The sequence below is a fragment of the Arthrobacter zhaoguopingii genome (assembly GCF_009828595.1).
In the GTDB taxonomy this organism is placed as follows: domain Bacteria; phylum Actinomycetota; class Actinomycetes; order Actinomycetales; family Micrococcaceae; genus Arthrobacter_D; species Arthrobacter_D zhaoguopingii.
Window position 1 is genome coordinate 342,956 of the sequence record NZ_WPNY01000002.1, and the last position, 21,322, is coordinate 364,277.

The 21,322-nt window shown below is 69.9% G+C and carries 18 protein-coding genes; 11 read left to right on the plus strand and 7 right to left on the minus strand.

Going from position 1 to position 21,322, the window contains the following annotated elements; genetic code table 11:
- Window positions 1–125 precede the first annotated feature (125 nt).
- Complete coding sequence (locus GVV86_RS04050; RefSeq protein ID WP_159801524.1) at window positions 126–1,043, plus strand: sulfurtransferase; 918 nt, start codon at window positions 126–128, stop codon at window positions 1,041–1,043.
- The gene (locus tag GVV86_RS04055; RefSeq protein WP_159616851.1) at window positions 1,040–1,480 is read left to right on the plus strand and encodes a SufE family protein; all 441 of its coding nucleotides are present in this window, start codon (window positions 1,040–1,042) and stop codon (window positions 1,478–1,480) included. The genes GVV86_RS04050 and GVV86_RS04055 overlap by 4 nt, the downstream gene beginning before the upstream one ends.
- On the opposite strand, the gene GVV86_RS04060 is transcribed toward GVV86_RS04055, so the two are convergent.
- The gene (locus GVV86_RS04060; protein WP_159801526.1) at window positions 1,461–2,726 is read right to left on the minus strand and encodes an alpha/beta hydrolase family protein; all 1,266 of its coding nucleotides are present in this window, start codon (window positions 2,724–2,726) and stop codon (window positions 1,461–1,463) included. The genes GVV86_RS04055 and GVV86_RS04060 overlap by 20 nt on opposite strands.
- A 147-nt stretch (window positions 2,727–2,873) precedes the next feature.
- Between GVV86_RS04060 and GVV86_RS04065 the strand changes: the two genes are divergently transcribed.
- The 9 genes from GVV86_RS04065 (at window position 2,874) to GVV86_RS04105 (ending at window position 12,795) form a co-directional block, all read left to right on the plus strand.
- Window positions 2,874–3,362: a hypothetical protein gene (locus GVV86_RS04065; RefSeq protein WP_159616855.1), complete on the plus strand. Its 489-nt coding sequence runs from the start codon at window positions 2,874–2,876 to the stop codon at window positions 3,360–3,362.
- 14 nt (window positions 3,363–3,376) lie between these two features.
- Window positions 3,377–3,802: a peptide-methionine (R)-S-oxide reductase MsrB gene (gene msrB, locus GVV86_RS04070; protein WP_159616857.1), complete on the plus strand. Its 426-nt coding sequence runs from the start codon at window positions 3,377–3,379 to the stop codon at window positions 3,800–3,802.
- Between the two features lie 226 nt (window positions 3,803–4,028).
- Window positions 4,029–5,396 carry a DUF6421 family protein gene (locus GVV86_RS04075; protein ID WP_159801528.1) on the plus strand — a complete coding sequence of 456 codons (1,368 nt, stop codon included), beginning with the start codon at window positions 4,029–4,031 and terminating at the stop codon, window positions 5,394–5,396.
- Window positions 5,393–6,145: an SDR family NAD(P)-dependent oxidoreductase gene (locus GVV86_RS04080; RefSeq protein ID WP_159616861.1), complete on the plus strand. Its 753-nt coding sequence runs from the start codon at window positions 5,393–5,395 to the stop codon at window positions 6,143–6,145. Before GVV86_RS04075 ends, GVV86_RS04080 begins: the two co-directional genes overlap by 4 nt.
- A gap of 24 nt (window positions 6,146–6,169) precedes the next feature.
- Window positions 6,170–7,240 (plus strand): threonine aldolase family protein, encoded by a 1,071-nt coding sequence (locus GVV86_RS04085; RefSeq protein ID WP_159616863.1) that lies wholly within the window; start codon window positions 6,170–6,172, stop codon window positions 7,238–7,240.
- Window positions 7,241–7,323: 83 nt separating this feature from the next.
- A complete protein-coding gene (locus GVV86_RS04090; protein WP_159616865.1) occupies window positions 7,324–7,959 on the plus strand; it encodes a DUF3000 domain-containing protein in 636 nt (211 codons plus the stop codon).
- 33 nt (window positions 7,960–7,992) lie between these two features.
- Window positions 7,993–9,342, plus strand: coding sequence for an HRDC domain-containing protein (locus GVV86_RS04095; RefSeq protein ID WP_159801530.1), 1,350 nt, complete (start codon window positions 7,993–7,995; stop codon window positions 9,340–9,342).
- A gap of 82 nt (window positions 9,343–9,424) precedes the next feature.
- Window positions 9,425–10,675 carry a thiolase family protein gene (locus GVV86_RS04100; RefSeq protein ID WP_246199645.1) on the plus strand — a complete coding sequence of 417 codons (1,251 nt, stop codon included), beginning with the start codon at window positions 9,425–9,427 and terminating at the stop codon, window positions 10,673–10,675.
- The gene (locus tag GVV86_RS04105; RefSeq protein WP_159801531.1) at window positions 10,672–12,795 is read left to right on the plus strand and encodes a 3-hydroxyacyl-CoA dehydrogenase NAD-binding domain-containing protein; all 2,124 of its coding nucleotides are present in this window, start codon (window positions 10,672–10,674) and stop codon (window positions 12,793–12,795) included. The genes GVV86_RS04100 and GVV86_RS04105 overlap by 4 nt, the downstream gene beginning before the upstream one ends.
- A gap of 526 nt (window positions 12,796–13,321) precedes the next feature.
- Here GVV86_RS04105 and GVV86_RS04110 read toward each other — a convergent pair.
- From GVV86_RS04110 to GVV86_RS04135, 6 genes are all read right to left on the minus strand, one after another.
- On the minus strand, window positions 13,322–14,281 hold the full coding sequence (locus tag GVV86_RS04110) for an aldo/keto reductase (RefSeq protein ID WP_159801533.1): 960 nt from the start codon (window positions 14,279–14,281) through the stop codon (window positions 13,322–13,324).
- A 35-nt stretch (window positions 14,282–14,316) separates the two neighbouring features.
- Window positions 14,317–14,739: a nucleoside-diphosphate kinase gene (gene ndk / locus GVV86_RS04115; protein WP_159616875.1), complete on the minus strand. Its 423-nt coding sequence runs from the start codon at window positions 14,737–14,739 to the stop codon at window positions 14,317–14,319.
- A gap of 79 nt (window positions 14,740–14,818) precedes the next feature.
- Entirely contained in the window at window positions 14,819–15,262 is a 444-nt protein-coding gene (locus tag GVV86_RS04120) for a DUF4233 domain-containing protein (RefSeq protein WP_159801535.1), read from the minus strand.
- A 4-nt stretch (window positions 15,263–15,266) separates the two neighbouring features.
- Window positions 15,267–16,643 carry a bifunctional folylpolyglutamate synthase/dihydrofolate synthase gene (locus tag GVV86_RS04125; protein ID WP_246669870.1) on the minus strand — a complete coding sequence of 459 codons (1,377 nt, stop codon included), beginning with the start codon at window positions 16,641–16,643 and terminating at the stop codon, window positions 15,267–15,269.
- A complete protein-coding gene (gene ileS, locus GVV86_RS04130) occupies window positions 16,640–19,960 on the minus strand; it encodes an isoleucine--tRNA ligase (protein ID WP_159801537.1) in 3,321 nt (1,106 codons plus the stop codon). The genes GVV86_RS04125 and ileS overlap by 4 nt, the downstream gene beginning before the upstream one ends.
- 467 nt (window positions 19,961–20,427) lie before the next feature.
- Window positions 20,428–21,264 carry an SDR family oxidoreductase gene (locus GVV86_RS04135; RefSeq protein WP_159801539.1) on the minus strand — a complete coding sequence of 279 codons (837 nt, stop codon included), beginning with the start codon at window positions 21,262–21,264 and terminating at the stop codon, window positions 20,428–20,430.
- Between the last annotated feature and the right edge of the window lie 58 nt (window positions 21,265–21,322).

Sequence of the window (21,322 nt, forward strand, 5' to 3'; positions counted from 1 at the left end):
GGGGAGCGCGACGGCGCGCCCGTCAGGCAACATTACGGCACCGGACTCCAAGGTGCCGGAAGCAATTCGCGCCGGGCGTGGTTACGCTAAGTAGAGAGAAGCCGCCCCCAGCAGAAAGCCATTTAATGCCGCTCGAAACAGATTCGTCCGAAAAGTTCGCTGCCTATGCCCACCCCGGCCGGCTCGTCTCGACGGACTGGCTCGCCGACCACCTCGGCGTTGACGGGCTGGTGCTCCTTGAGTCCAACGAGGACATCCTGCTGTACGAAACCGGGCACATTCCTGGCGCGGTGAAGATCGACTGGCACACCGAACTCAACGACGAGGTACGCCGCGACCTCGTCGACGGTGAGGCCTTCGCCCGCGTGATGTCCGCCAAGGGCATCTCCCGCGACACCACGGTGGTCATCTACGGCGACAAGAGCAACTGGTGGGCCGCCTACGCCCTCTGGGTCTTCGAACTGTTCGGCCACGAGGATGTCCGGCTGCTCGACGGCGGACGGGACAAGTGGATCGCCGAGGGACGGCCGCTGACGACGGAGGCCACCACGGTCCGCCCCGGCGACTACCCGGTCATCGAGCGGAACGATCCCCGCGTGCGTGCCTACCTCGGCGACGTGCTTGAGCACTTCGGCAACCCCCTCATCGACGTCCGCTCCCCAGAGGAATACACCGGCGCCCGGACGCACATGCCCGCCTACCCGGAAGAGGGCGCCATGCGCGGCGGCCACATCCCCACGGCGGCGTCCATCCCGTGGGGCCGCGCTGCAGCCGGGGACGGAACCTTCCGCAGCCGGGAGGAGCTCGACGCGATCTACCGCGGCGAGGCGGGCCTCAAGGACGGCGACGACGTCGTGGCGTACTGCCGCATCGGTGAGCGCTCGAGCCACACCTGGTTCGTCCTGGCCCACCTGCTGGGCTTCGACCGGGTGCGCAACTACGACGGGTCCTGGACCGAGTGGGGCAACGCGGTGCGCGTGCCGATCGTCCGCGGTCCCGAACGCGGCGAGGCTCCGGTCCGTCCGGCGGAGGCCCGGCGATGAGCACGGCCCTGCCGGCCCAGCTGGCCGAGATCATCGATGACTTCCAGGACCTGTCGGAGCCGGACCGGCTTCAGCTGCTCCTCGATTTCTCCCGGGAGCTTCCGGAGCTGCCCGAGCGGCTCCGCGAGCATCCCGAACTCCTCGAGCAGGTCGTCGAGTGTCAGAGCCCGGTGTTCCTCACCCTCGAGGTGGGCGAGGGACCCGAGCACCGGGTGAACCTGTTTTTCTCGGCTCCGCCGGAGGCGCCGACGACCCGCGGGTTCGCCGGGGTCCTGATGGAGGGACTCGACGGGCTGCCTGCCGAGGAGATCCTTGCGGTCCCGGACGACGTGCCGGACCGGCTGGGCCTGACCCGCGCCATCACGCCGCTGCGCATGCGCGGCATGAGCGCCATGCTGGGCCGGATCAAGCGGCAGATCAGGGCGACTGCGGCCTAGCCCCCGCTCCGGGGTGCCTGCCGCCGGGCAGGGAGCGCTGGTGCAGTACCCGGTCAAGCCAGCGCGAGACCGTTTCCTCCCAGCGGGCCGGGTCGACGTTCCACTCCTTGGTGTGGCGTGCCCGGTGGAACCGTTCGAAGGTGACGAAGGCCGGGTTCCGTTCGGCGAGTTCCACCGAAGGAGCGACCGGAACGAACTCGTCGTCCTCGCTGTGCAGGATGAGGGTGGGGATGGTCAGCTGCTCCGCCCGTGAGATCCAGTCCATGCTCTTGAGGTCGAGGGGCGCGGCCAGGCCGGTGATGCGCTTGGCGGCGTCGTTGGCCAGCAGCCACTGGCCCAACCGCCCCACCGGGGCCGGGATCCGGTTCAGCTGGGCGTGGTAGGCAAGCACCTCGATCCAGTTCACCACCGGCCCGTCGAGCACCAGCGCGCCGATGCGCCGGCGGTGGCGGGAGAGATCGGCGGTCTGCAGGGCGATCGCGCCTCCCATCGACCAGCCGAACAGGACGACCTCCTGGGCACCGGAGGCGATGGCGTAGTCGATGGCCGCCTCGACGTCGCGCCACTCGGTCGCGCCGAGGCCGTAGCGCCCGTCCGGGGCGAACGGGGCATCGCCGTCGTTCCGGTAGGAGATGACGAGGCTGGTCAGGCCGACGCTGCGGGCGGTGCGCACCGCCCGCAGGGCCTCGGTGCGCTGGGCCCCCCTGCCGTGGATCATGATCGCCCAGGTGTCGGCCGGCGCCTCGGCGCGGATCAGCCACGCAGGCGCTACCCCGCCGTCCACCGGCACCTGGACCTCCTCGTCGGCGAACCCCAGGCCCGACGGCGCCGGGTAGACGCTCCCGCTCCACCAGCCGCGCCGGGCGGTGCGCAGGTCCCCGGCATACACCTCCTCGACGTCGCGCTCAACAGTTCCCTCGCGGGGGCTGTACGAGTGGATGGCGCCGATCCGGGCATGGCCGGCCCCCCGGTTGAAGTAGAGGCTGTAGGTGCCCTCGACCGTGGTGTCCTCGTTGGCTGGCAGGATCACCCGCTGGTCCTGCCCGGCGCCGGTGACGGCGAGGATCTCAAGGTTCTCCTCGCGCGTGCGGGCCGGGGTCACGACCCGGCGCGCGAAGTACGCGGCGAGCGCCGATGCGGCCGTTGCGGCCGACGACGTCAGCAGCGCACCCACGCCGATCCCGAACGCCGTCCATTTCACCCAGGGGGCGGGGGCGGTGGCCTGTGATGCTGGTGGGAATGCCATACGGCCATTCTCACCCGTTCGGGCGCCCAGCGGGCAATTTCGTGAAAGCCGGTGCGTCCGGCCCCTCCGCGCGCCGCCGCCGGGGCGCCGGGCGGGGCCGTGCCGCGGTCCTCCCGCACCCGGCGGGCCGGGTCTACTGTTGGCGGTATGACTCAAACCATTCTGGTGCTGACCGAGGAAGCCCTGCAGGACGCGGATGTGTCGAACCTGAGGACGCTGCAGGGCGAGGAGGAAGCCGAATTCATCATTCTCATTCCGGCGGACCGGAACAAGAGCATGCTCGGCGAGTTCTTCCACCACCTGAGCATGCTGGAGTTCGCCCAGGCGTTCCGGGACGTTGCAGGCAGTGATTCCGGCCACCGGCCGGAGCACACGGCCGCCGACGCACTGGAGGGCTCCCTCCGGATGGCCGCGGCGTCGGGCCTGAGGGCACGGGGCTACACGGTCGGGGACAACGCCGTCGAGGAATTTGTGCGGGCTGCGGCCGACGAGGGCGCTGCGCAGGCCGTGGTGATCACCCGGCCGCACGCCGTGGCGGACACCCTCCACACCGACTGGGCCAACCGCGCGCAGAGCCACCTGGGGATCCCCGTGCTGCACCTGTATTCCGGCTCGGGATTTATTGGCGACTCATAATCGTTGCCAAAGGTATGACGACATCAGAAAACGCCGCTCACCCCGAAATCTTCAAGACCGATGACGAGTGGCGCCAGGAACTGACCCCCGAGGAGTTCCAGGTGCTGCGGAAGGCCGGGACCGAACGCCCCTGGACCGGGGAATACACCGATTCCCACACCGCCGGGGTCTACCAGTGCCGGGCCTGCGGCCAGGAACTCTTCACCAGCAACGAGAAGTTCGACTCCCAGTGCGGCTGGCCGTCCTTCTGGGCCCCGCTTGCCGAGGACAAGGTCCGTTACATCCACGACCGGACCCTTGGCATGGAACGCATCGAGGTGCGCTGCGCCCGGTGCGATTCGCACCTCGGTCACGTCTTCGAGGGCGAAGGTTTCTCGACCCCGACCGACCAGCGGTACTGCATCAACTCCATCTCTATGAAACTCGTTCCGGCCGAGTAATCCGGGAGGTTCAGCCACCGGAGACAGCCGGGAGGACCTGCGGTTGCCGCCTCGTGCGTGCAGCGGCAGGTCCTCTTGCTCTCAGGCTACGCGGGCCCACCACTAGCATAAGATTGTCTAATTGGACGACCAGTTTCGAGTAAGCGTTGCTTCTTTGTTGCTAGGCTCGCCTCAGCATCAGATCCACCGCCCCGCCCGCCGGGGCCCGCTCCGAAAGCAGGCATCCATGACCACTCTGGCGTCCTCCCCGCTCAGCCCCACCACCCTTGCGGAGCACTCCGCCTGGCTCCGTCTCAAGGCGGCGGCCGGTGCCCTGCAGCAGCTGCAGATCAAGGATGGATCGGTCCCCGAACCGGCTGACCTCCCGAAGGCCGCCGAGCTCAACGCGACGATTGTCGAGGCGGTCAGCGAACTCGCCCCCGCCTTCCCGCACGACGCCGCCTACCTCACCGCGCTGGTGAAGGATCTGAAGGCCTGGGCGGAGTCCGGCTTCGGCGTCCCCGACTTCCTCGACTCACTGCTGGCCTTCCAGCCGCAGCAGCACCGTGTCGACGGCCTCGCGCACCTGGTCCTCTTCCCCATGTACACCCAGAACGGCAGCAGCAACCGCCTCGTGGAGGCCGTGCTGATCGAAGTGATCTGGCCCGAGTTCATCGCCGACCTCGAGGCCGGCGACTACTCCAACGGGCTGTTCGTGCCCATCCGCTTCATCGACTTCACCGAGGGCTACAACACCAACTCCGCCGTCCTCTTCCCCGAGACCGTCGCGGTCCGCGAGACCCCCACCTTCACCTGGGGTGCGATCTTCGCCGACCGCGAGGCCGCCCGCTTCCGCCGCGTGGTGGAGGCCGCCGCCGACATCACGCGCCTGGACCTGCCCGCGGAGGCCCGCGAACTCCTGGCCGACCAGAAGCTGGCCGAGGAAACCTTCGTGATGTGGGACCTGATCCACGACCGCACCCACATGCGCGGTGACCTGCCGTTCGACCCGTTCATGATCAAGCAGCGCATGCCGTTCTTCCTGTACTCCCTCGAGGAGCTGCGCTGCGACCTGACCGCGTTCCGCGAATCGGTGCGCATCGCGAAGGACGAGGAGGCCTCGCCCGAGACCCGCCGGCACGCCCGCCTGGTGCAGTACGCGGTGATCTTCGACCGGATCTTCCGCTTCGCCATCACCGGCTCCCGCGTGCGCAACTACGACGGCCTCGGCGGTCAGCTGCTCTTCGCCTGGATGCACCAGCACCGCGTCCTCCACTGGACCGACACCAAGCTCACCATCGACTGGGACGAAGTGGCCGACGTCGTCGTGGCCCTGGGTGAGGAGATCGAGCAGCTTTACTGGCGCTCCATTGACCGACCCAAGACCGCACACTGGCTCGCCGCCTACGAGCTGGTTTCCAAGACCGTCACGCCCCACCCGGCCTCGGTCTGGGCCAAGGGACCCGATGCCCTTCCGCTCAGCGGCCCGCCGCGCGGCCTGACCGACGCCGTGCTCGACGACGAGTTCCCGCTGTCGATGTTCTTCGAAGCCCTCGACCGCAAGATGAAGCCGGTCATCGAGTCGACCGCCGGAATCACCGGAGCCTCGGCGTGACGGACGCCGTTTCGCCGGCGGGCGCACCCGCACCCGCCGGCCTCACCGTGGTGGTGGCCGGGGCAACGAGCGCCTCGGGCGTGGCCGTGGCCCGGGAGCTCACCGCCCGGGGCGCGCGCGTGATCGCCGTCGGCTCCCACGCCGGCCGGCTGCAGGACGCCCTCGGGCACCTGAACGGCGTCGAGCAGCGGGTGTGCGACCTGACCGACGCCGCCGCCGTGAACACCCTCGCGGCCGCGGTCGAGGCGGACACCGGCGGCGCCGACGGGCTGATCCACCTCGTTGGCGGCTGGCGCGGCGCCAAAGGCATCACCACCCAGTCGGACGAGGACTACGCCTTTCTGCACGGCTCGGTGTTCCGCACCCTCTTCAACACGAGCCGCGCCTTCTACGACCAGCTCGCGCGCTCGCCCCGCGGCCGGCTCGCCGCCGTCTCGGCCACCGCCGTCGACTCCCCCACCGCGGGCAGCGCCTCCTACGCCGCGGTGAAAGCCTCGGCGGAAACCTGGCTGCGCGCCGTCGCCGAGGGCTTCACCCGCGACGGGTCCGCTGCCGCGTCGACCGCGCTGGTCGTCAAGGCCCTGCTCGACGATGCCATGCGGGAAGCGCAGCCCGGGCGGCGCTTCCCTGGCTACACCCACGTCGACGACCTCGCCCGGGCCGCCGCTGCACTCTTCGCCGTCCCGGCGGCCGAGGTCAACGGCCAGCGCACTCCACCGGCAGACCTGCTGGCCAAGGCCGACGGCTGAACGCCGCTAGGGGATAATGAAACAGTGACTGAGACTCTTTCGACCTTCCGCCCGCTGCACGACATCAATGAGCGCGGCTTCGCCTCCGACAACTACTCGGGAATCCACCCCGAGGTGCTCGCCGCCATCGCGGCGGCCAACGGCGGCCACCAGGTGGCCTACGGCGACGACGTCTACACCGCCCGGCTCAAGGAACTCCTCGAGGAGCACTTCGGCGAGGGCATCGAGGCCTTTCCCGTGTTCAACGGCACCGGCGCGAACGTCCTGTCGCTCCAGTCGATCCTGCCCCGCTGGGGCGCCGTCATCTGCGCGGCCACCGCTCACATCAATGTCGACGAGAACGGCGCCCCCGAGCGTGTCGGCGGCTTCAAGCTCCTGACGGTCCCCACCCCGGACGGCAAGCTCACCCCCGAACTGATCGACCGCGAGGCCTGGGGCTGGGGGGACACCCACCGGGCCCAGCCGCTCGCCGTCTCGATCACCCAGACCACCGAACTCGGTACGCTCTACACGGTCGAGGAGATCCGGGCCATCGCCGACCACTGCCACGCCCGCGGGATGCACCTGCACATGGACGGCGCCCGGCTGGCCAACGCCGCCGCGGCGCTGGGCCTGCCGCTGCGGGCCTTCACCCGCGACGCCGGCGTGGACATCCTCTCCTTCGGCGGCACCAAGAACGGGCTGATGTTCGGCGAATGCGTCGTCGTCCTCAACCCCGCCGCGTCGACCGGGCTTGACTACCTGCGCAAGATGAACATGCAGCTCGCCTCGAAGATGCGCTTCGTCTCGGCCCAGCTCATCGCCTTGCTCGAAGACGGTCTGTGGCTGCGCTCGGCGTCCCACGCGAACGCCATGGCTGCACGGCTGACCGAGGCGGTGCGCGGCATCGACGGCGTCCGGCTCACCCAGGAGACCCGCGCGAACGCCGTCTTCGCCGTCCTCGACCCGGCCGCGGCCGACCGCGTCCGGAAGCAGTTCCGCTTCTATGACTGGGACCAGGCGACCGGCGAGGTGCGGTGGATGTGCTCGTTTGACACCACCGAGGAGGACGTCGACGCGTTCGCGGCGGCCATCGCGCGCGAAGTCGGCGCATAAGCGCTCATTGCCTATGGTTACGAAAAGGTAACCCCCGCGAGTCCCCCCGCGACACGCCGCAGATTCTGGCATAGCCTGCGGGGGTGAGCGCACTTGGCGGCCTGTCGCAGGCACCCGACGAATTCCGAACGGCTCTTGCCGGCCTCAAGGAGGCCCGCTGCCGGACCGAGCTGCGCCTCGAGGAGATTCCCGCACCCTCGCGCCTGGCACCGTTCGCGGTCGCCCTCGGCGCGGAGGTGTACCAGCCGGCCCAGCCGGCGCGGCGGCCGGTCCATGGGCCCGCCGGCGCCGAGCTGCTCCCGCAGGAACCCGTGGAGCTTGCCACCGGCCGGTTCATCCTGCTGTACGACCCGCAGGGCTCGGCGGTGTGGGACGGCAAGTTCCGGGTGGTCACCTACATCCGCGCCCAGCTTGAACCGGACATGGGCAATGACACGCTGCTGGGCTCGGTGGCCTGGACCTGGCTCGCGGAGGCGCTCGAGAACCACGGAGCCGCCCATTCCAACGCCGGCGGGACGGCGACCCGCATCCTCTCCGAGAGCTACGGGACCCTCGAGGACCGGCCGGACACCATCGACATCGAACTGCGAGCCTCCTGGACACCTGACAGCGCGGAGATCCGACGGCACCTCGAAGCGTGGTCCGACATGGTGTGCACCTTCGCGGGGCTGCCGCCCCTCCCCGAGGGCGTCCTGACCCTGCCGCACCGGCGCAGCTAGGCCCGTCCGGCCGACCGATAGACTGGAACAACCATGAGCTCCGAGAATTCCGATCGGCGGAACCTGCCCGCCGACGCCGCCCCGCCCACCGAGACGCCCGAGAACGGCACGGAACCTGAGGCCGGGCACCTGCCGCTGCTGACGGAACCGCGCGACGGCGTCCCCTTCGTCATCGACACCCCGGCCGGGCTCGAACGGGCCGCAGCCGCCCTCGCCGCGGGCACCGGGCCGGCCGCTGTGGACGCCGAGCGCGCGTCGGGCTTCCGGTACGGCCAGCGGGCCTTCCTCGTGCAGATCCGCAGGGAGGGAGCCGGCACCTGGCTCATCGACCCGGAGCCCTTCGGGGACCTGAAGATCATCGACGACGCCCTCGAGGGCGTCGAGTGGATCCTTCACGCCGCCAGCCAGGACCTGCCCTGCCTCTCGGACCTCGGCATGTGGCCCGACCGCCTCTTCGACACCGAACTGGCCGCACGGCTGGCCGGGCTCCCGCGCGTCGGGCTCGCGGCGGTGATCGAATCCCAGCTGGGCTTCACCCTCGCCAAGGAACACTCCGCGGCCGACTGGTCCACCCGTCCGCTGCCCGAACCGTGGCTGCGGTACGCCGCCCTCGACGTCGAAGTGCTCAGCGAACTGCGCGGCAAGCTCGCCGCGCTGCTGGACGGGCAGGGGAAGCTTGCGATCGCCGAGGAGGAGTTCGAGCACATCCGCTCCACTCCGCCGGCGGAGCCCAAGACCGACCCCTGGCGCCGCACGTCGGGGCTTCACCAGGTCCGCGACCGCCGCCAGCTTGAGGCGGTCCGGCGGATGTGGACCGAGCGCGAGGAACTGGCCCAACGGCGCGACGTAGCACCGGGCCGGCTGATCCCGGATTCCGCAATCGTCGCAGCGGCCAAGGCGATGCCCACCACGGTGCCGCAGCTGCTGTCCACCAAAGGCTTCCACGGCCGCGCCGCCCAGAAGGAAGCGCCCCGCTGGATGCGGTGCATCAACGACGCCCGCCGGGCCAAGGACCTCCCGCCCCTTCACATCTCCAGCAACACTCCCCCGCCGCCGCGCGTCTGGGCCGAAAAGGATCCCGAGGCGGCCGCCCGGCTCATCACCGCCCGCCCGCGGATCGCGGCGCAGGCCGAGAAGCTCGACATGCCGGTGGAGAACCTCCTGACGCCTGACTTCCTGCGCCGGATCGCCTGGCGTCCGCCCGCCGAGATCACCCTGGAGACCATCAGCGCCGCCCTTGCGGACCTGGGTGCCCGGCCCTGGCAGATCGACCGGGTGGCGGCGGTCATCACCGTGGCCTTTTTGGACCCCGACGCGCTTCCCGTCAAGGCCCCGGCACCAAAGGCGGCGCCCGATGCGGGCCCGATGGAGGCCGCCGGGTAGCGAAGGTCCGGGCTCCGCTTGCACCGCTAAGTTACTGCTGAGTAACATGAGGTCGGATCAACATCTCAAAGAGGAGCACAGTGTGAGCCAACCAGCAGCAACCACCCCCGCCCGTGCCGGTGCCCGCAGCGTGCGGGACGTCGTCTTCGTCGACGGCGTCCGGACGCCGTTCGGGAAGGCCGGCGACAAGGGGATCTATGCCGGGATGCGGGCCGATGACTTGGTGGTCAAGTGCATCCGGGACCTGCTGCGCCGCAACCCGTCCCTGCCCCCCGAGCGGATCGACGACGTCGCGATTGCCGCCACCACCCAGACCGGGGACCAGGGCCTCACCATCGGCCGCACCGCCGCCCTGCTGGCAGGGCTCCCCCGCACCGTGCCGGGCTTCGCCATCGACCGGATGTGCGCCGGCGCCCTGACCGCCGTGACCACCACGGCCTCCGGCATCGCCTTCGGCGCCTACGACGTCGCGATCGCCGGCGGCGTTGAACACATGGGGAACCACCCGATGGGCGAGGGCGCCGACCCGAATCCGCGGTTTATGTCCGAACGCCTCGTGGATCCGGCGGCCCTGAACATGGGCAACACCGCCGAGAACCTCCACGACCGCTTCCCCGCCATCACCAAGGACCGCACCGACGCCTACGCCGTCCGCAGCCAGGCCAAGCTGGCCGCCGCCTACGCGGAGAACCGGATCCAGCCGGACCTGGTGCCCGTCGCGGGCAGGAAGCCCGGCGAGGGCTGGACCCTGCACAGCATCGATGAGCCGCCGCGGCCCCACACCACGGTGGAGGACCTCGCCCAGCTGCGCACCCCCTTCCGTCCGCACGGCCGCGTCACGGCCGGCAACGCCGCGGGCCTCAACGACGGCGCGACCGCCGCGCTTCTGGCCTCCGCCGACAGCGCCGCCGAACTCGGCCTCCCGGTGCGCATGCGGCTTGTCGCCTACGCCTTCGCCGGCGTCGAACCCGAGGTGATGGGCATCGGCCCGGTCCCCGCCACCGAGAAGGCGCTGCGCCAGGCGGGCCTCGGCATCGGAGACATCGGCCTGTTCGAGATCAACGAGGCCTTCGCCGTGCAGGTGCTCTCCTTCCTGGACCACTTCGGCATCGCCGACGACGACCCGCGCGTCAACCGCTACGGCGGCGCCATCGCCGTCGGGCATCCCCTCGCCTCCTCCGGCGTCCGGCTGATGACCCAGCTCGCCCGCCAGTTCGAGGAGGACCACTCGGTGCGCTACGGCATGACGACCATGTGCATCGGGCTGGGCATGGGAGCCACCGTCATCTGGGAAAACCCCCACCACGCCGACTACGGACAGGACGCAGCATGAGCTTCGAACGCTTTGAGGAACTCGCCGGGCTGGTGCCCAACGAGATCGTCACCCACTCCCTGGTGCAGGACGTCGCCCTGCCCGGCGGGGCCGGCACCCTGGCGCTCATCACCCTCGACAACGGCAAGGACCACACCAAGCCGACCACCCTGGGCCCGAACACCCTGATCGAGTTCGGACGCACCCTCGAGGGCCTCAAGGAGCGCAGCAGCCGCGGGGAGATCGCCGCGGTCGCCATCACCGGCAAGCCCTACTTCCTTGTCGCCGGTGCAGACCTCTCGACGGTGAAGTCGCTCAAGGCCGAAAAGCACGGCCGGGCGATGGCTGAGCTCGGCCACGCCGCCTACGACCTGCTCGGCTCACTCGGCGTGCCCAGCTTCGCCTTCATCAACGGGGTGGCCCTCGGCGGCGGCCTCGAGATCGCCCTGGCCGCGGACTACCGCACCGTCTCCACCGGAGCCAACGGAGTCGGCCTGCCCGAGGCGTTCATCGGCCTGGTCCCCGGCTGGGGCGGGGTGTACCGGCTGCCGCGCCTGGTCGGGCCCGCCTCCGCGGTGAAGGTGATGATCGAGAATCCGCTGAGCAACAACCGGATGCTCGACGGCGCCGCCGCCTACGGGATCGGCATCGCCGACGCGCTCTTCGAACCCGCGGACTTCCTTGAGCAGTCCCTGGCCTGGGCCGCCCGCGTCGTCGCCGGCGAGCCGGCGGCGGTGGAGGCCGTCGAGGCCCGCCGGGCGGGCTTCACCGCCTACAGCGACGCCGACTGGGACGCCGCCGCCGCCGCGGGACGGGCCTTCATCCAGGCCCGTACCGGCAATGCCGCGCCCGCCCCGTCGCGGGTCCTCGACCTGTTCGAGGCCGGCAGGACGCTGACCCGAGAGCAGTCCGCCGAGGCCGAATGCATCGCGCTGGCCGAACTGATGCAGACCCCCGAGTTCCACGCGACCGTCTACGCGTTCCTCGAGCTGGTGCAGAAGCGCGCCAAGCGGCCCGCCGGGGCGCCCGACGCGAAGCTCGCCCGGCCGGTGACGAAGGTCGGCGTCGTCGGGGCCGGCTTGATGGCCAGCCAGCTGGCGCTGCTGTTCGCCCGCCAGCTCAAGGTGCCCGTCGTCCTGACCGACATCGACCAGGCCCGCGTCGACAAGGGCGTCGCCTACGTCCACGCCGAGGTCGACAAGCTGCTGGGCAAGAAGAAACTCTCCGCCGACGCCGCGAACCGTACCAAGGCGCTGGTCTCCGGATCGGTGTCCAAGGAGGTCTTCGCGGACGCCGACGTCGTCATCGAGGCGGTCTTCGAGGAGATGGGCGTCAAGAAACAGGTCTTCGCCGAGGTCGAGGCCGTCGTATCGCCCGAGTGCATCCTCGCAACGAACACCTCCTCGCTGTCGGTCACCGACATGGCCGCCGATCTGGCCCATCCCGAGCGGGTCGTCGGGTTCCACTTCTTCAACCCCGTCGCCGCGATGCCGCTGCTGGAGATCGTGAGGGCGCCCAAGACCGACGACGCCGTGCTCGCCACCGCCTTTGCCCTGGCCAAGCAGCTGAAGAAGAACGCCGTCCTGGTCCAGGACGCCCCGGCGTTCGTCGTCAACCGGATCCTCGGGCGCATGTTCGGCGAGATCACGAAGGTCTTCGACGAGGGCACCGATGCCGAGACCGCCGACAACGCGCTGCGGCCTCTGGGCCTGCCAATGACACCGTTCCGGCTGCTGGCCCTCGTGGGCCTGCCGGTGGGCCAGCACGTCCAGGAGTCGCTGCACGCCGCCTTCGGCGACCGGTTCCACGTCTCGGCGAACCAGCAGAAGCTGATCGACGCCGGCATCAAGGGACTGTGGGTCAAGGACGAGTCGGGCCGGGAGACCGTGCCCGGGTCCACCCTGGCGCTGATGGAGCGCGGCTCCTCGCCGTCGTCCAGCGAGGAGATCCTGCGGCGCACGCAGGACGCCCTCGCGGACGAGATCGGCAGGATGCTCGACGAGGGCGTCGTCGCTGCCCCGGAAGACATCGACCTGTGCGTCATCATGGGCGCCGGCTGGCCGATGCACCTCGGGGGCATCACGCCGTACCTCGACCGCACCGGCGCCTCGGAGCGGGTCCGCGGCAGGACGTTCCGCTAGGCCGCCCCGTTCACGACAAGCGCGCTCCATAACGACGTACGCCCCAGATAACGACGAGCGCACCCGATAACGACGAGCGCACCCGATAAATCGGGTGCGCTCGTCGTTTTGGGTGCAGTCGTCGCTTTCGGGCGCGCTAATCACGACGACGCGCGGACTTCGGGGACGGACGTCGACGGGCCGGCCTCAAAGCGACAAACACACCGCACAGCGCCCACCGCACCAGATTGTGACGCGAGGACCCGCTTTTGACGGCGCGATCGTCGCTATCTGGTGCAGCCGTCGTTCTTGGGTGCAGCCGTCGTTCTTGGGTGCAGCCGTCGTTTTCGGGCGCAGCAGTCGTTCTTGGGTGCAACCGTCGCTTTTGGGCGCGAAGCCGGGGAACGGACGCCGACGGGCAAGCCACAAAACGACGCACGCACCTCATTACGACGAACGCACCCGATAAATCAGGTGCGTTCGTCGCTTTCGGGCACCGCCGTCGCTTTCGGGCGTTAGGCCGGGAACGGACGCCCGGCGGCGGGCCTCAGCCCCGCGGGAAGATCCGGTCCAGCTCCTCGAGATCCGACGGCGACGGCGTCCAGGAGGCGGCCGCAGCGTTCTGTGCCACCTGCTCCGGGGTGGTGGCCCCGGCGATGATGCTCGACACTGTCGGCTGGGCCGCAAGCCACGAGAACGCCACCTGCACCTCGGTCAGCCCGCGGGCCGCCGCGAAAGCACCGAAGGCCGCCAGCTGCTGCAGGTCGGCCTGCTCGAGCAGGTGCGTGCGGACCCGGGTCAGCCGGCTGCCCTCGGGCGCCTTCCCGGAGGAGTACTTGCCGGTCAGCAGCCCGTTCGCGAGCGGGAAGTACGGCAGCAGTCCCAGCCCGTACGCGGCGGAGGCAGGGATCACCTCGTCCTCGGCGCCCCGGTCGAGCAGGCTGTACGCGTTCTGGGCCGAGACGAAGGGGGTGAGTCCTTCGAGCCGCGCCGTGAATTCGGCCTCGGCGATCTGCCAGCCGGCCCGGTTCGAGTGCCCGAGATAGCGGACCTTTCCGTCGCTCACGAGGGTGTCGAGCGCCGACAGCGTCTCCTCGATGGGAGTCTCCGCATCGGGCACATGGAACTGATAGAGGTCGATCCAGTCGGTGCCCAGCCGCTTCAGGGACGACTCGACGGCGCGCAGGATATACCGGCGGGAGCCGCGGGCACCCCAGTCGGGACCGTTGGCGCCGCGCATGTCCGCACCGAACTTCGTGGCCAGCACGACGTCGTCCCGGCGCTTTCCGAGGGCCGCACCCAGCATTTCCTCGCTCAGCCCCGGGTGCCCACCATAGATGTCGGCGACGTCGAACAGGGTAATCCCGGCATCGATGGCCGCGCCGACGACGGCGTCGGTCCCCTGCTGGGTTTCCGTGGCGGTGCCCGGGCGGCCGAGGTTGTTGCAGCCCAGGCCCACAGTTGAGACGCTCAGGCCGGAGGACCCGAGCCTTCGGTATTCAGTCATGCCTCACCCTTCCCGGGGAGTCCGGTGGAGCGGGATCAGGACGCGGAGAACCAGATGCCGATTTCCCGGGTGGCGGACTCGGCCGAGTCGGAGCCGTGGACGAGGTTCTGCTGCACCTTCAGCCCCCAGTCGCGGCCGAAGTCGCCGCGGATGGTGCCCGGGGCCGCAGCTGTCGGCTCAGTGGACCCGGCGAGCGACCGGAACCCTTCAATGACGCGCTGGCCTTCGAAGACGGCGGCGACGATCGGGCCGCTGAGCATAAACTCGACGAGCGGCTCGTAGAAGGGCTTGCCGACGTGTTCGGCGTAATGCTCCTCGAGGAGTTCGCGGGTGGCTGACATCAGTTTCAGATCCACAAGGGTGTACCCCTTGGTCTCGATCCGGCCGAGGATGGTGCCGGTCAGGTTCCGCGCGACGCCGTCGGGCTTGATCAGTACAAGGGTGCGTTCAGTGCTCACACGGTCCTCCAGGGGTTCGTGGGGAAAAGGAATCGAAATGCTCCGTCTTGAACTCTACTAAAGACAGGCAGGGTGCTGCCTATTCGGCGGCCGCCTCCGGGTGCTCCTTCTCCCACTCGGCCTGCGCGCGGTCCCGCTCGGCGTTCTCGCGGTCGAGCCTCCTGCCGGTGCGGATGCCGTAGAGCCAGGTGAGGGCGAACGCGGTTCCGACGAGGAACATGGTGGGCTCAAGGAACCCGGCGGCGATGATGGCGAGCTGGAGGACCCAGCCGACGGCGATGCCCCACGGGCGGGTCAGCACCGCGCAGGTGAGCACGAGCAGCAGGCTCAGCGCCACCCCGGCGCCGAGGATGAGCGCCGGGGAGAGCTCGTCCCGGCGCAGGCCGAAGATCACGAGGGTCCCAAAGAACACCACGAACGCCTCGAGCAGCAGCACCGTCGAGCCGAACATGATCTTGATCGAGCGGCGCTTCTTGGGCATCCCGGGACGCCACTCGCGCTGGGCCTTGGTCAGGCGGGCCATGGTCCTACTTTCCTAGGAGGGTCCGGGCCTCGCCCACGACGGTGATCGAGCCCGTAATGAGGATGCCGCCGGCGAGGTCGCCGGACTCCTCGGACTTCATCACCGCCCATTCGAGGGCGTCGTCGAGGCGCTCGGCGATGTGGATGTTCTCCTCGGCGAACCCGGCCGCCAGGGCGTCGGGCAGCAGGTCGGCGGCGGGGATCGCGCGCGGCGAGGTGGACTGGGTCAGGACGACGTCCTCAAGCACCCCGGCGAGCTCCTCGTGGAGTTCGGCCAGGATGGCCGCGGCGTCCTTGTCGGAGAGGACCCCGATGACCAGCACGATGCGCGGGAACTGGAAGGCCTCGGCGATACCGCGGGCGGCCGCCCGCGCCCCGTCGGCGTTGTGGGCCGCGTCGACGAGGATGCTCGGGGCGGTGCGGACCACCTCGAGCCGGCCCGGGGAGGTCACGGCCCGCAGCCCGGCACGCACGACGTCGGGCTCAAGCTGGCGGGCTCCCCCGCCCAGGAACGCCTCGACGGCCGCGACGGCGACGGCTGCGTTCTGCGCCTGGTGCTCGCCGTGGAGCGGGACCAGCAGTTCCTCGTACCGGCGCCCGGCGATGCCCGTGATGGAGACGACCTGCCCGCCGACGCCCACGCTGCGGGAGTCGACCGAGAACTCGACGCCCTCGAAGCGGAACTCCACGCCGGTCTCGCGGGCCTTCTCCAGGAGCACCTGGGCGGCGTCTCGGGGCTGGGCGGCGCTGACGAGGAACCCGCCGGGCTTGATGATGCCCGCCTTCTCGTAGGCGATGTCCTCCACGGTGTCCCCGAGCAGGTCGGTGTGGTCGAGGGAGATGGGGGTGACCACCGAGACCGCGCCGTCGCCGACGTTGGTGGCATCGGTGATCCCGCCCAGTCCCACCTCGATGACGGCGACGTCGACGGGCTCGTCGGCGAAGACGGCGAAGGCGAGCACCGTGACGCATTCGAAGTAGGTGAGCCGCGGTTCGCCGGCGGCCTCGAGTTCGGCGTCGACGATGTCGAGGTACGGGCGGATCTCGTCCCAGACGCGCACGAACGTGTCGTCGGGCACGGGTTCGCCGTCGATGCTGATCCGTTCGGTCACCTTGGAGAGGTGCGGGCTGGTGTAGCGCCCGGTGCGCAGGTCGTGGGCCAGCAGCAGCGACTCGATCATCCGCGCCGTCGAGGTCTTCCCGTTCGTTCCGGTGATGTGGATGATCGGGAAGGCCTTGTTGGGTTCGCCGAGGATGTCCATGGCCCTGAACATCGGAGCCATGCGCGGCTCCATCTTGTTCTCGGGGGCGCGGCTCAGCAGCTCGGCGTAGACGCTTTCGACGGAGAACTGGTCAAGGGGCGCTTCGTCGTTCGGGTTCACTTGTGCCTTTCAACGGTGACGCGGAAGTCCTCGCCCGAACCGTTGCCGGCCCGCACGATCAGTTCATTGGTCAGGGTTTCGTCCTGGATGAGCCGGGCATGGTCCTGCAGGGCCTTCACGCTGGCGGGGGCCGTCTCGATGACCGCGGTGATGCGGTCGCTGATCGACAGGTCCGCGTCGCGGCGGGCCTGCTGGATGGCACGGATGGCGTCGCGGGCGGTGCCCTCGGCGGCCAGCTCGTCCGTGACGGCGGTGCTGAGGACGAGGAAGCCGCCTCCGGGGAGCACAGCGACGGCCTTCTCGTCGGAGTCGGCGCTTTCGACGACGGTCTCCAGGGTGTACTCCTGCTGCTCCAGCGCCACCCCGCCGGCGGTGACGGCGCCGTCGTCGTCCACGGACCAGTCGCCGGCCTTGGCGGCCCGAATGACGGTCTGGACGTTCTTCCCGAGGCGGGGTCCGGCGGCGCGGGCGTTGACGGCGAGCCGCTGGGTGATGCCGAATTCCTCGGGTGAGGCGTCGTCGGCGTCGATCAGGCGCACCGACTTGATGTTCAGCTCGTCGGCGATGATAGAGGTGAACTGGCCCTGCAGGCCCTCGGCGGAGGGCGCGACGACGATCAGTTCCGAGAGCGGCAGCCGCACCCGCAGGTTGGCGGCCTTGCGCAGGCTGGAGCCGGCCGAGCAGATCTGCCGGGTGCGGTCCATCCGCTCCACCAGGTCCGGGGCCCCGGGGAATTCGAACGACGAGGGCCAGTCGGTGAGGTGCACCGAACGCCCGCCGGTGAGCCCGCGCCAGATCTCCTCGGAGATCAGGGGCAGCAGCGGGGCCGCGACGCGGCACACGGCCTCGAGGCAGGTGTAGAGGACGTCGAAGGCCTCGGTGTCCTCGTCGAAGAACCGCTGCCGGCTGCGCCGGACGTACCAGTTGGTCAGCGTGTCGAGGTAACGCCGCAGCGACTCGCTGGCGTCGCTGATGTTGAACGCGTCGAGGGCGTTGGTGACCTCCCGGACCAGGTTGCCGGTGTTGGCCAGCAGGTACTGGTCGAGCGGTTCGCGCAGCCCCGCCGCAGCCTCGGCGCTCACGGTGCGCGCCTCGTAGCCGGCGCCCCCGTTGGCGGCGTTGGTGTAGAGGCTGAAGAAGTGCCACACGTTCCACAGCGGCAGGATGACCTGGCGCACGCCGTCGCGGATGCCCTGCTCGGTGACCACGAGGTTCCCGCCGCGCAGGATCGGCGAGGACATCAGGAACCAGCGCATCGCGTCGGAGCCGTCGCGGTCGAGGACCTCGGAGACGTCCGGGTAGTTCTGCAGGCTCTTGGACATCTTCTGGCCGTCGGAGCCCAGCACGATGCCGTGGCTGATCACATTGCGGAACGCCGGGCGGTCGAACAGGGCCGTCGCCAGGACGTGCAGGGTGTAGAACCAGCCGCGGGTCTGCCCGATGTATTCGACGATGAAGTCGCCCGGGTTGTGCGAGGCGAACCAGTCGGCGTTCTCCATCGGGTAGTGGACCTGCGCGTAGGGCATCGACCCGGAGTCGAACCAGACGTCGAGGACGTCGGTGACGCGGCGCATCGTCGACCCGCCCTCCTCCGGGGACCGCGGGTCGTCCGGGTTGGGCCGGGTGAGCTCGTCGATGAACGGGCGGTGCAGGTCGGGCTTGCCGTCCTTGTTCAGCGGCAGGCGGCCGAAATCGGCCTCGACCTCCGCCAGGGACCCGTAGACGTCCGTGCGGGGGTAGGTGGGGTCGTCGGACTGCCAGACCGGGATGGGGCTGCCCCAGTAGCGGTTGCGGCTGATGGACCAGTCGCGGGCATTGGCGAGCCACTTGCCGAACTGGCCCTCCTTGACGCTGCCGGGGATCCAGTTGATCTCCTTGTTCAGCTCGACCATGCGGTCCTTGACCTTGGTGACCTCGACGAACCAGGAGGACACGGCGCGGTAGATCAGCGGGTTGCGGCAGCGCCAGCAGTGCGGGTAGCTGTGCACGTAGCTGGCCTGGCGCACCAGGCGTCCCTGCTCCTTGAGCACCCGGGTGATGGGCTTGTTCGCCGCGAACACGTGCTGGCCGGCGATCTCGGCGAGCGGGCCCGTGCCGAACAGGGGCAGGAAGCGGGCGCCGGAGTCGACCGAGAGGATCACCTGGATGCCGGCGGCCTCGGAGATCCTCTGGTCCTCCTCGCCGTAGGCGGGGGCCTGGTGGACGATACCGGTGCCGTCGGTCGTGGTGACGTAGTCGGCGACGAGGAACCGGAAGGCGTTGCGGTAGCCGCCGGCCTCGGGGTCGGCGAGGTAGTCCCAGAGCGGTTCGTAGGTGAGCCCCTCGAGCTGCGTGCCGGCGTAGGTTGCGGTGACGGCCGCGGCGGCCGCGGCGGCGTCGGGGTAGCCGAGGTCCTTGGCGTAGGCGCCGAGGAGGTCCTCGGCGATCAGGAAGCGGCCGGGGGTTCCGCCGGCGGCCTCCCGGGCGTCGGGCACGACGGCGTACCGGATGTCCGGCCCGACGGCGAGCGCCGCGTTGGTGGGCAGGGTCCACGGCGTGGTGGTCCAGGCGAGCGCGGCGGTGCCGGCCAGTTCCTTCGAGAGTTCGGAGTCGCCGGCGAGGATCGGGAAGGTGACGGTGACCGTCTGGTCCTGCCGGTCCTGGTAGACGTCGTCGTCCATGCGGAGCTCGTGGTTGGACAGCGGGGTCTCGTCGTTCCAGCAGTAGGGAAGCACCCGGTAGCCGTTGTAGAGCAGGCCTTTGTCGTAGAGGGTCTTGAAGGCCCACAGGACCGACTCCATGTACTCGATGTTGAGCGTCTTGTAGTCGTTCTCAAAGTCGACCCAGCGTGCCTGGCGGGTGACATAGTCCTTCCACTCCCCCGCGTACTTCATCACCGAGGCGCGGGAGGCGTCGTTGAACGCATCGATGCCCATTGCCTCGATCTGGCGCTTCTCGGTGATGCCGAGCTGCTTCATCGCCTCGAGTTCGGCCGGCAGGCCGTGGGTGTCCCAGCCGAAGCGCCGCTCGACGCGGCGGCCGCGCTGGGTCTGGTAGCGGCCCACGAGGTCCTTGGCGTAGCCGGTGAGCAGGTGGCCGTAGTGCGGCAGGCCGTTGGCGAAGGGGGGCCCGTCGTAGAAGACGAATTCGTTGGAGCCGTTCTCGCCGGCGTCGCGGGCGTCGATCGAGGCCTGGAAGGTCCCGTCCTTATCCCAGTACTCCAGGACCCGCTCTTCGATCTCCGGGAAGCGCGGCGAGGCGCCGGCGCCTTCGGGCTGGCCCTGGCCGTCCGGGGCGGAGTCGATGGCTGAGGTGGCTTTGGGGTAGATCTGCGGCATGTATTCATCCTGAACAACGGTGGAGACAGAACAAGGGGCGGTGATCCTGCTGCGAGGACGTGCTCTGAACCTGGAGGCCGGGGATGCCGGCCACCGGGAGCGGAACCCGCGGTACCACCTCACTTGCCGCCGCCGCGTGCCGGGCCTCCGTGGGGAGGCCGGCCCAACAGGGCTGCCACTCATTTTCAGGCGGTGACGGGCCCACCCGTCCGGTTCTACTGGGCCGTGCGGCCCCTGGCGGGTCCGCCGTGCTGTTCTTCCGGAAGCTCCCCGGTGATGGCCGGTTCGACGCTTATGGTCCAAGTCTAGCCGCCCGCGCGCGGGCGTGTCGAAAGGCGCCCGGGCGCCGGTTCAAAGGTTACGCCGGTTCGAAGGTTACGCCGGTTCGAAGGTTACGCCGGTTCGAAGGTTACGCCGGTTCGAAGGTTGCGCCGGTTCGAAGGTTGCGCCGGGGCGCCGCCGGGGCCTCAGGGAAACGCCTCCGGGGGCCCCGTGAAGAGCCCCTCGGTGGCGCGGATGACCTTGTGGTTCGCGGCCTGGGCCAGGGGGCGGAGCACCAGGGTGTCGACATTGACGTGGAGCGGCGCGTTGAGCGCGTACACGATGGCGTCGGCGACGTCGGCGGCGCTCAGCGGGTTCGCGACCCCCTCGTAGACCTTGTCGGCGGCCGCTGAGCTGCCGAGGCGGTTGAGGGAGAACTCCTCGGTGTGGACCATGCCGGGGGCCACCTCGATGACGCGGACGTTGTTCGCTGCCTCCTCGAGGCGCAGGGTGCGTGCCACCGCCTGCTGCGCGGCCTTCGCCGCCACGTAGCCGGCCCCGCCCTCGTAGGCGGCGAGGGCCGCGGTGGAGGTAAGGAACACGAAGCTGCCGTGCCCGCTGCTGCGGACCGCCGGCAGGAAGCCGCGGGTGATGCGCATCGACCCGAGCACGTTCACGTTGTACATGTGCTCCCAGTCGGCGGTGCGCGCCTCGGCGACCGTTTCCATGCCGAACGCACCACCGGCGTTGTTGATGACCGCATTCACCTCCCCGGCGGCGGTCACCTCCCGCACCAGGGCGTCAACCGAGTCCTGGTCGGTGACGTCGACGACGGCGGCCCGCGCCCCCGTCTCGGCCGCGAGCCGTTCGAGCCGGTCGGCGCGCCGGGCCGCGGCGGTGACGTCCCAGCCGGCGGCGCGCAGCGCACGCACCGTGGCGGCGCCGATTCCGGAACTGGCGCCCGTGACGACGGCGCGCAGGGGCCCGTCCGCGCTGCGCGAAGGGGACCCAATGGCAGGAGTTGGCACTGGTTCGGTGCTCATTGCACCACTCTAGCCAGCAACCCCGGCCGGCGCCCGGCGCGGCGGCGGGTATACACGG

Excerpts from the sequence above, each read along its gene's own strand:
- GVV86_RS04110 (WP_159801533.1), bottom strand. The coding sequence starts at position 14,281 with ATGACTGAATACCGAAGGCTCGGGTCCTCCGGCCTGAGCGTCTCAACT.
- GVV86_RS04135 (WP_159801539.1), bottom strand. The coding sequence starts at position 21,264 with ATGAGCACCGAACCAGTGCCAACTCCTGCCATTGGGTCCCCTTCGCGC.
- GVV86_RS04060 (WP_159801526.1), bottom strand. The coding sequence starts at position 2,726 with ATGGCATTCCCACCAGCATCACAGGCCACCGCCCCCGCCCCCTGGGTG.
- GVV86_RS04075 (WP_159801528.1), top strand. The coding sequence starts at position 4,029 with ATGACCACTCTGGCGTCCTCCCCGCTCAGCCCCACCACCCTTGCGGAG.
- GVV86_RS04055 (WP_159616851.1), top strand. The coding sequence starts at position 1,040 with ATGAGCACGGCCCTGCCGGCCCAGCTGGCCGAGATCATCGATGACTTC.
- msrB (WP_159616857.1), top strand. The coding sequence starts at position 3,377 with ATGACGACATCAGAAAACGCCGCTCACCCCGAAATCTTCAAGACCGAT.
- GVV86_RS04120 (WP_159801535.1), bottom strand. The coding sequence starts at position 15,262 with ATGGCCCGCCTGACCAAGGCCCAGCGCGAGTGGCGTCCCGGGATGCCC.
- GVV86_RS04065 (WP_159616855.1), top strand. The coding sequence starts at position 2,874 with ATGACTCAAACCATTCTGGTGCTGACCGAGGAAGCCCTGCAGGACGCG.
- GVV86_RS04095 (WP_159801530.1), top strand. The coding sequence starts at position 7,993 with ATGAGCTCCGAGAATTCCGATCGGCGGAACCTGCCCGCCGACGCCGCC.
- GVV86_RS04050 (WP_159801524.1), top strand. The coding sequence starts at position 126 with ATGCCGCTCGAAACAGATTCGTCCGAAAAGTTCGCTGCCTATGCCCAC.
- ileS (WP_159801537.1), bottom strand. The coding sequence starts at position 19,960 with ATGCCGCAGATCTACCCCAAAGCCACCTCAGCCATCGACTCCGCCCCG.
- GVV86_RS04105 (WP_159801531.1), top strand. The coding sequence starts at position 10,672 with ATGAGCTTCGAACGCTTTGAGGAACTCGCCGGGCTGGTGCCCAACGAG.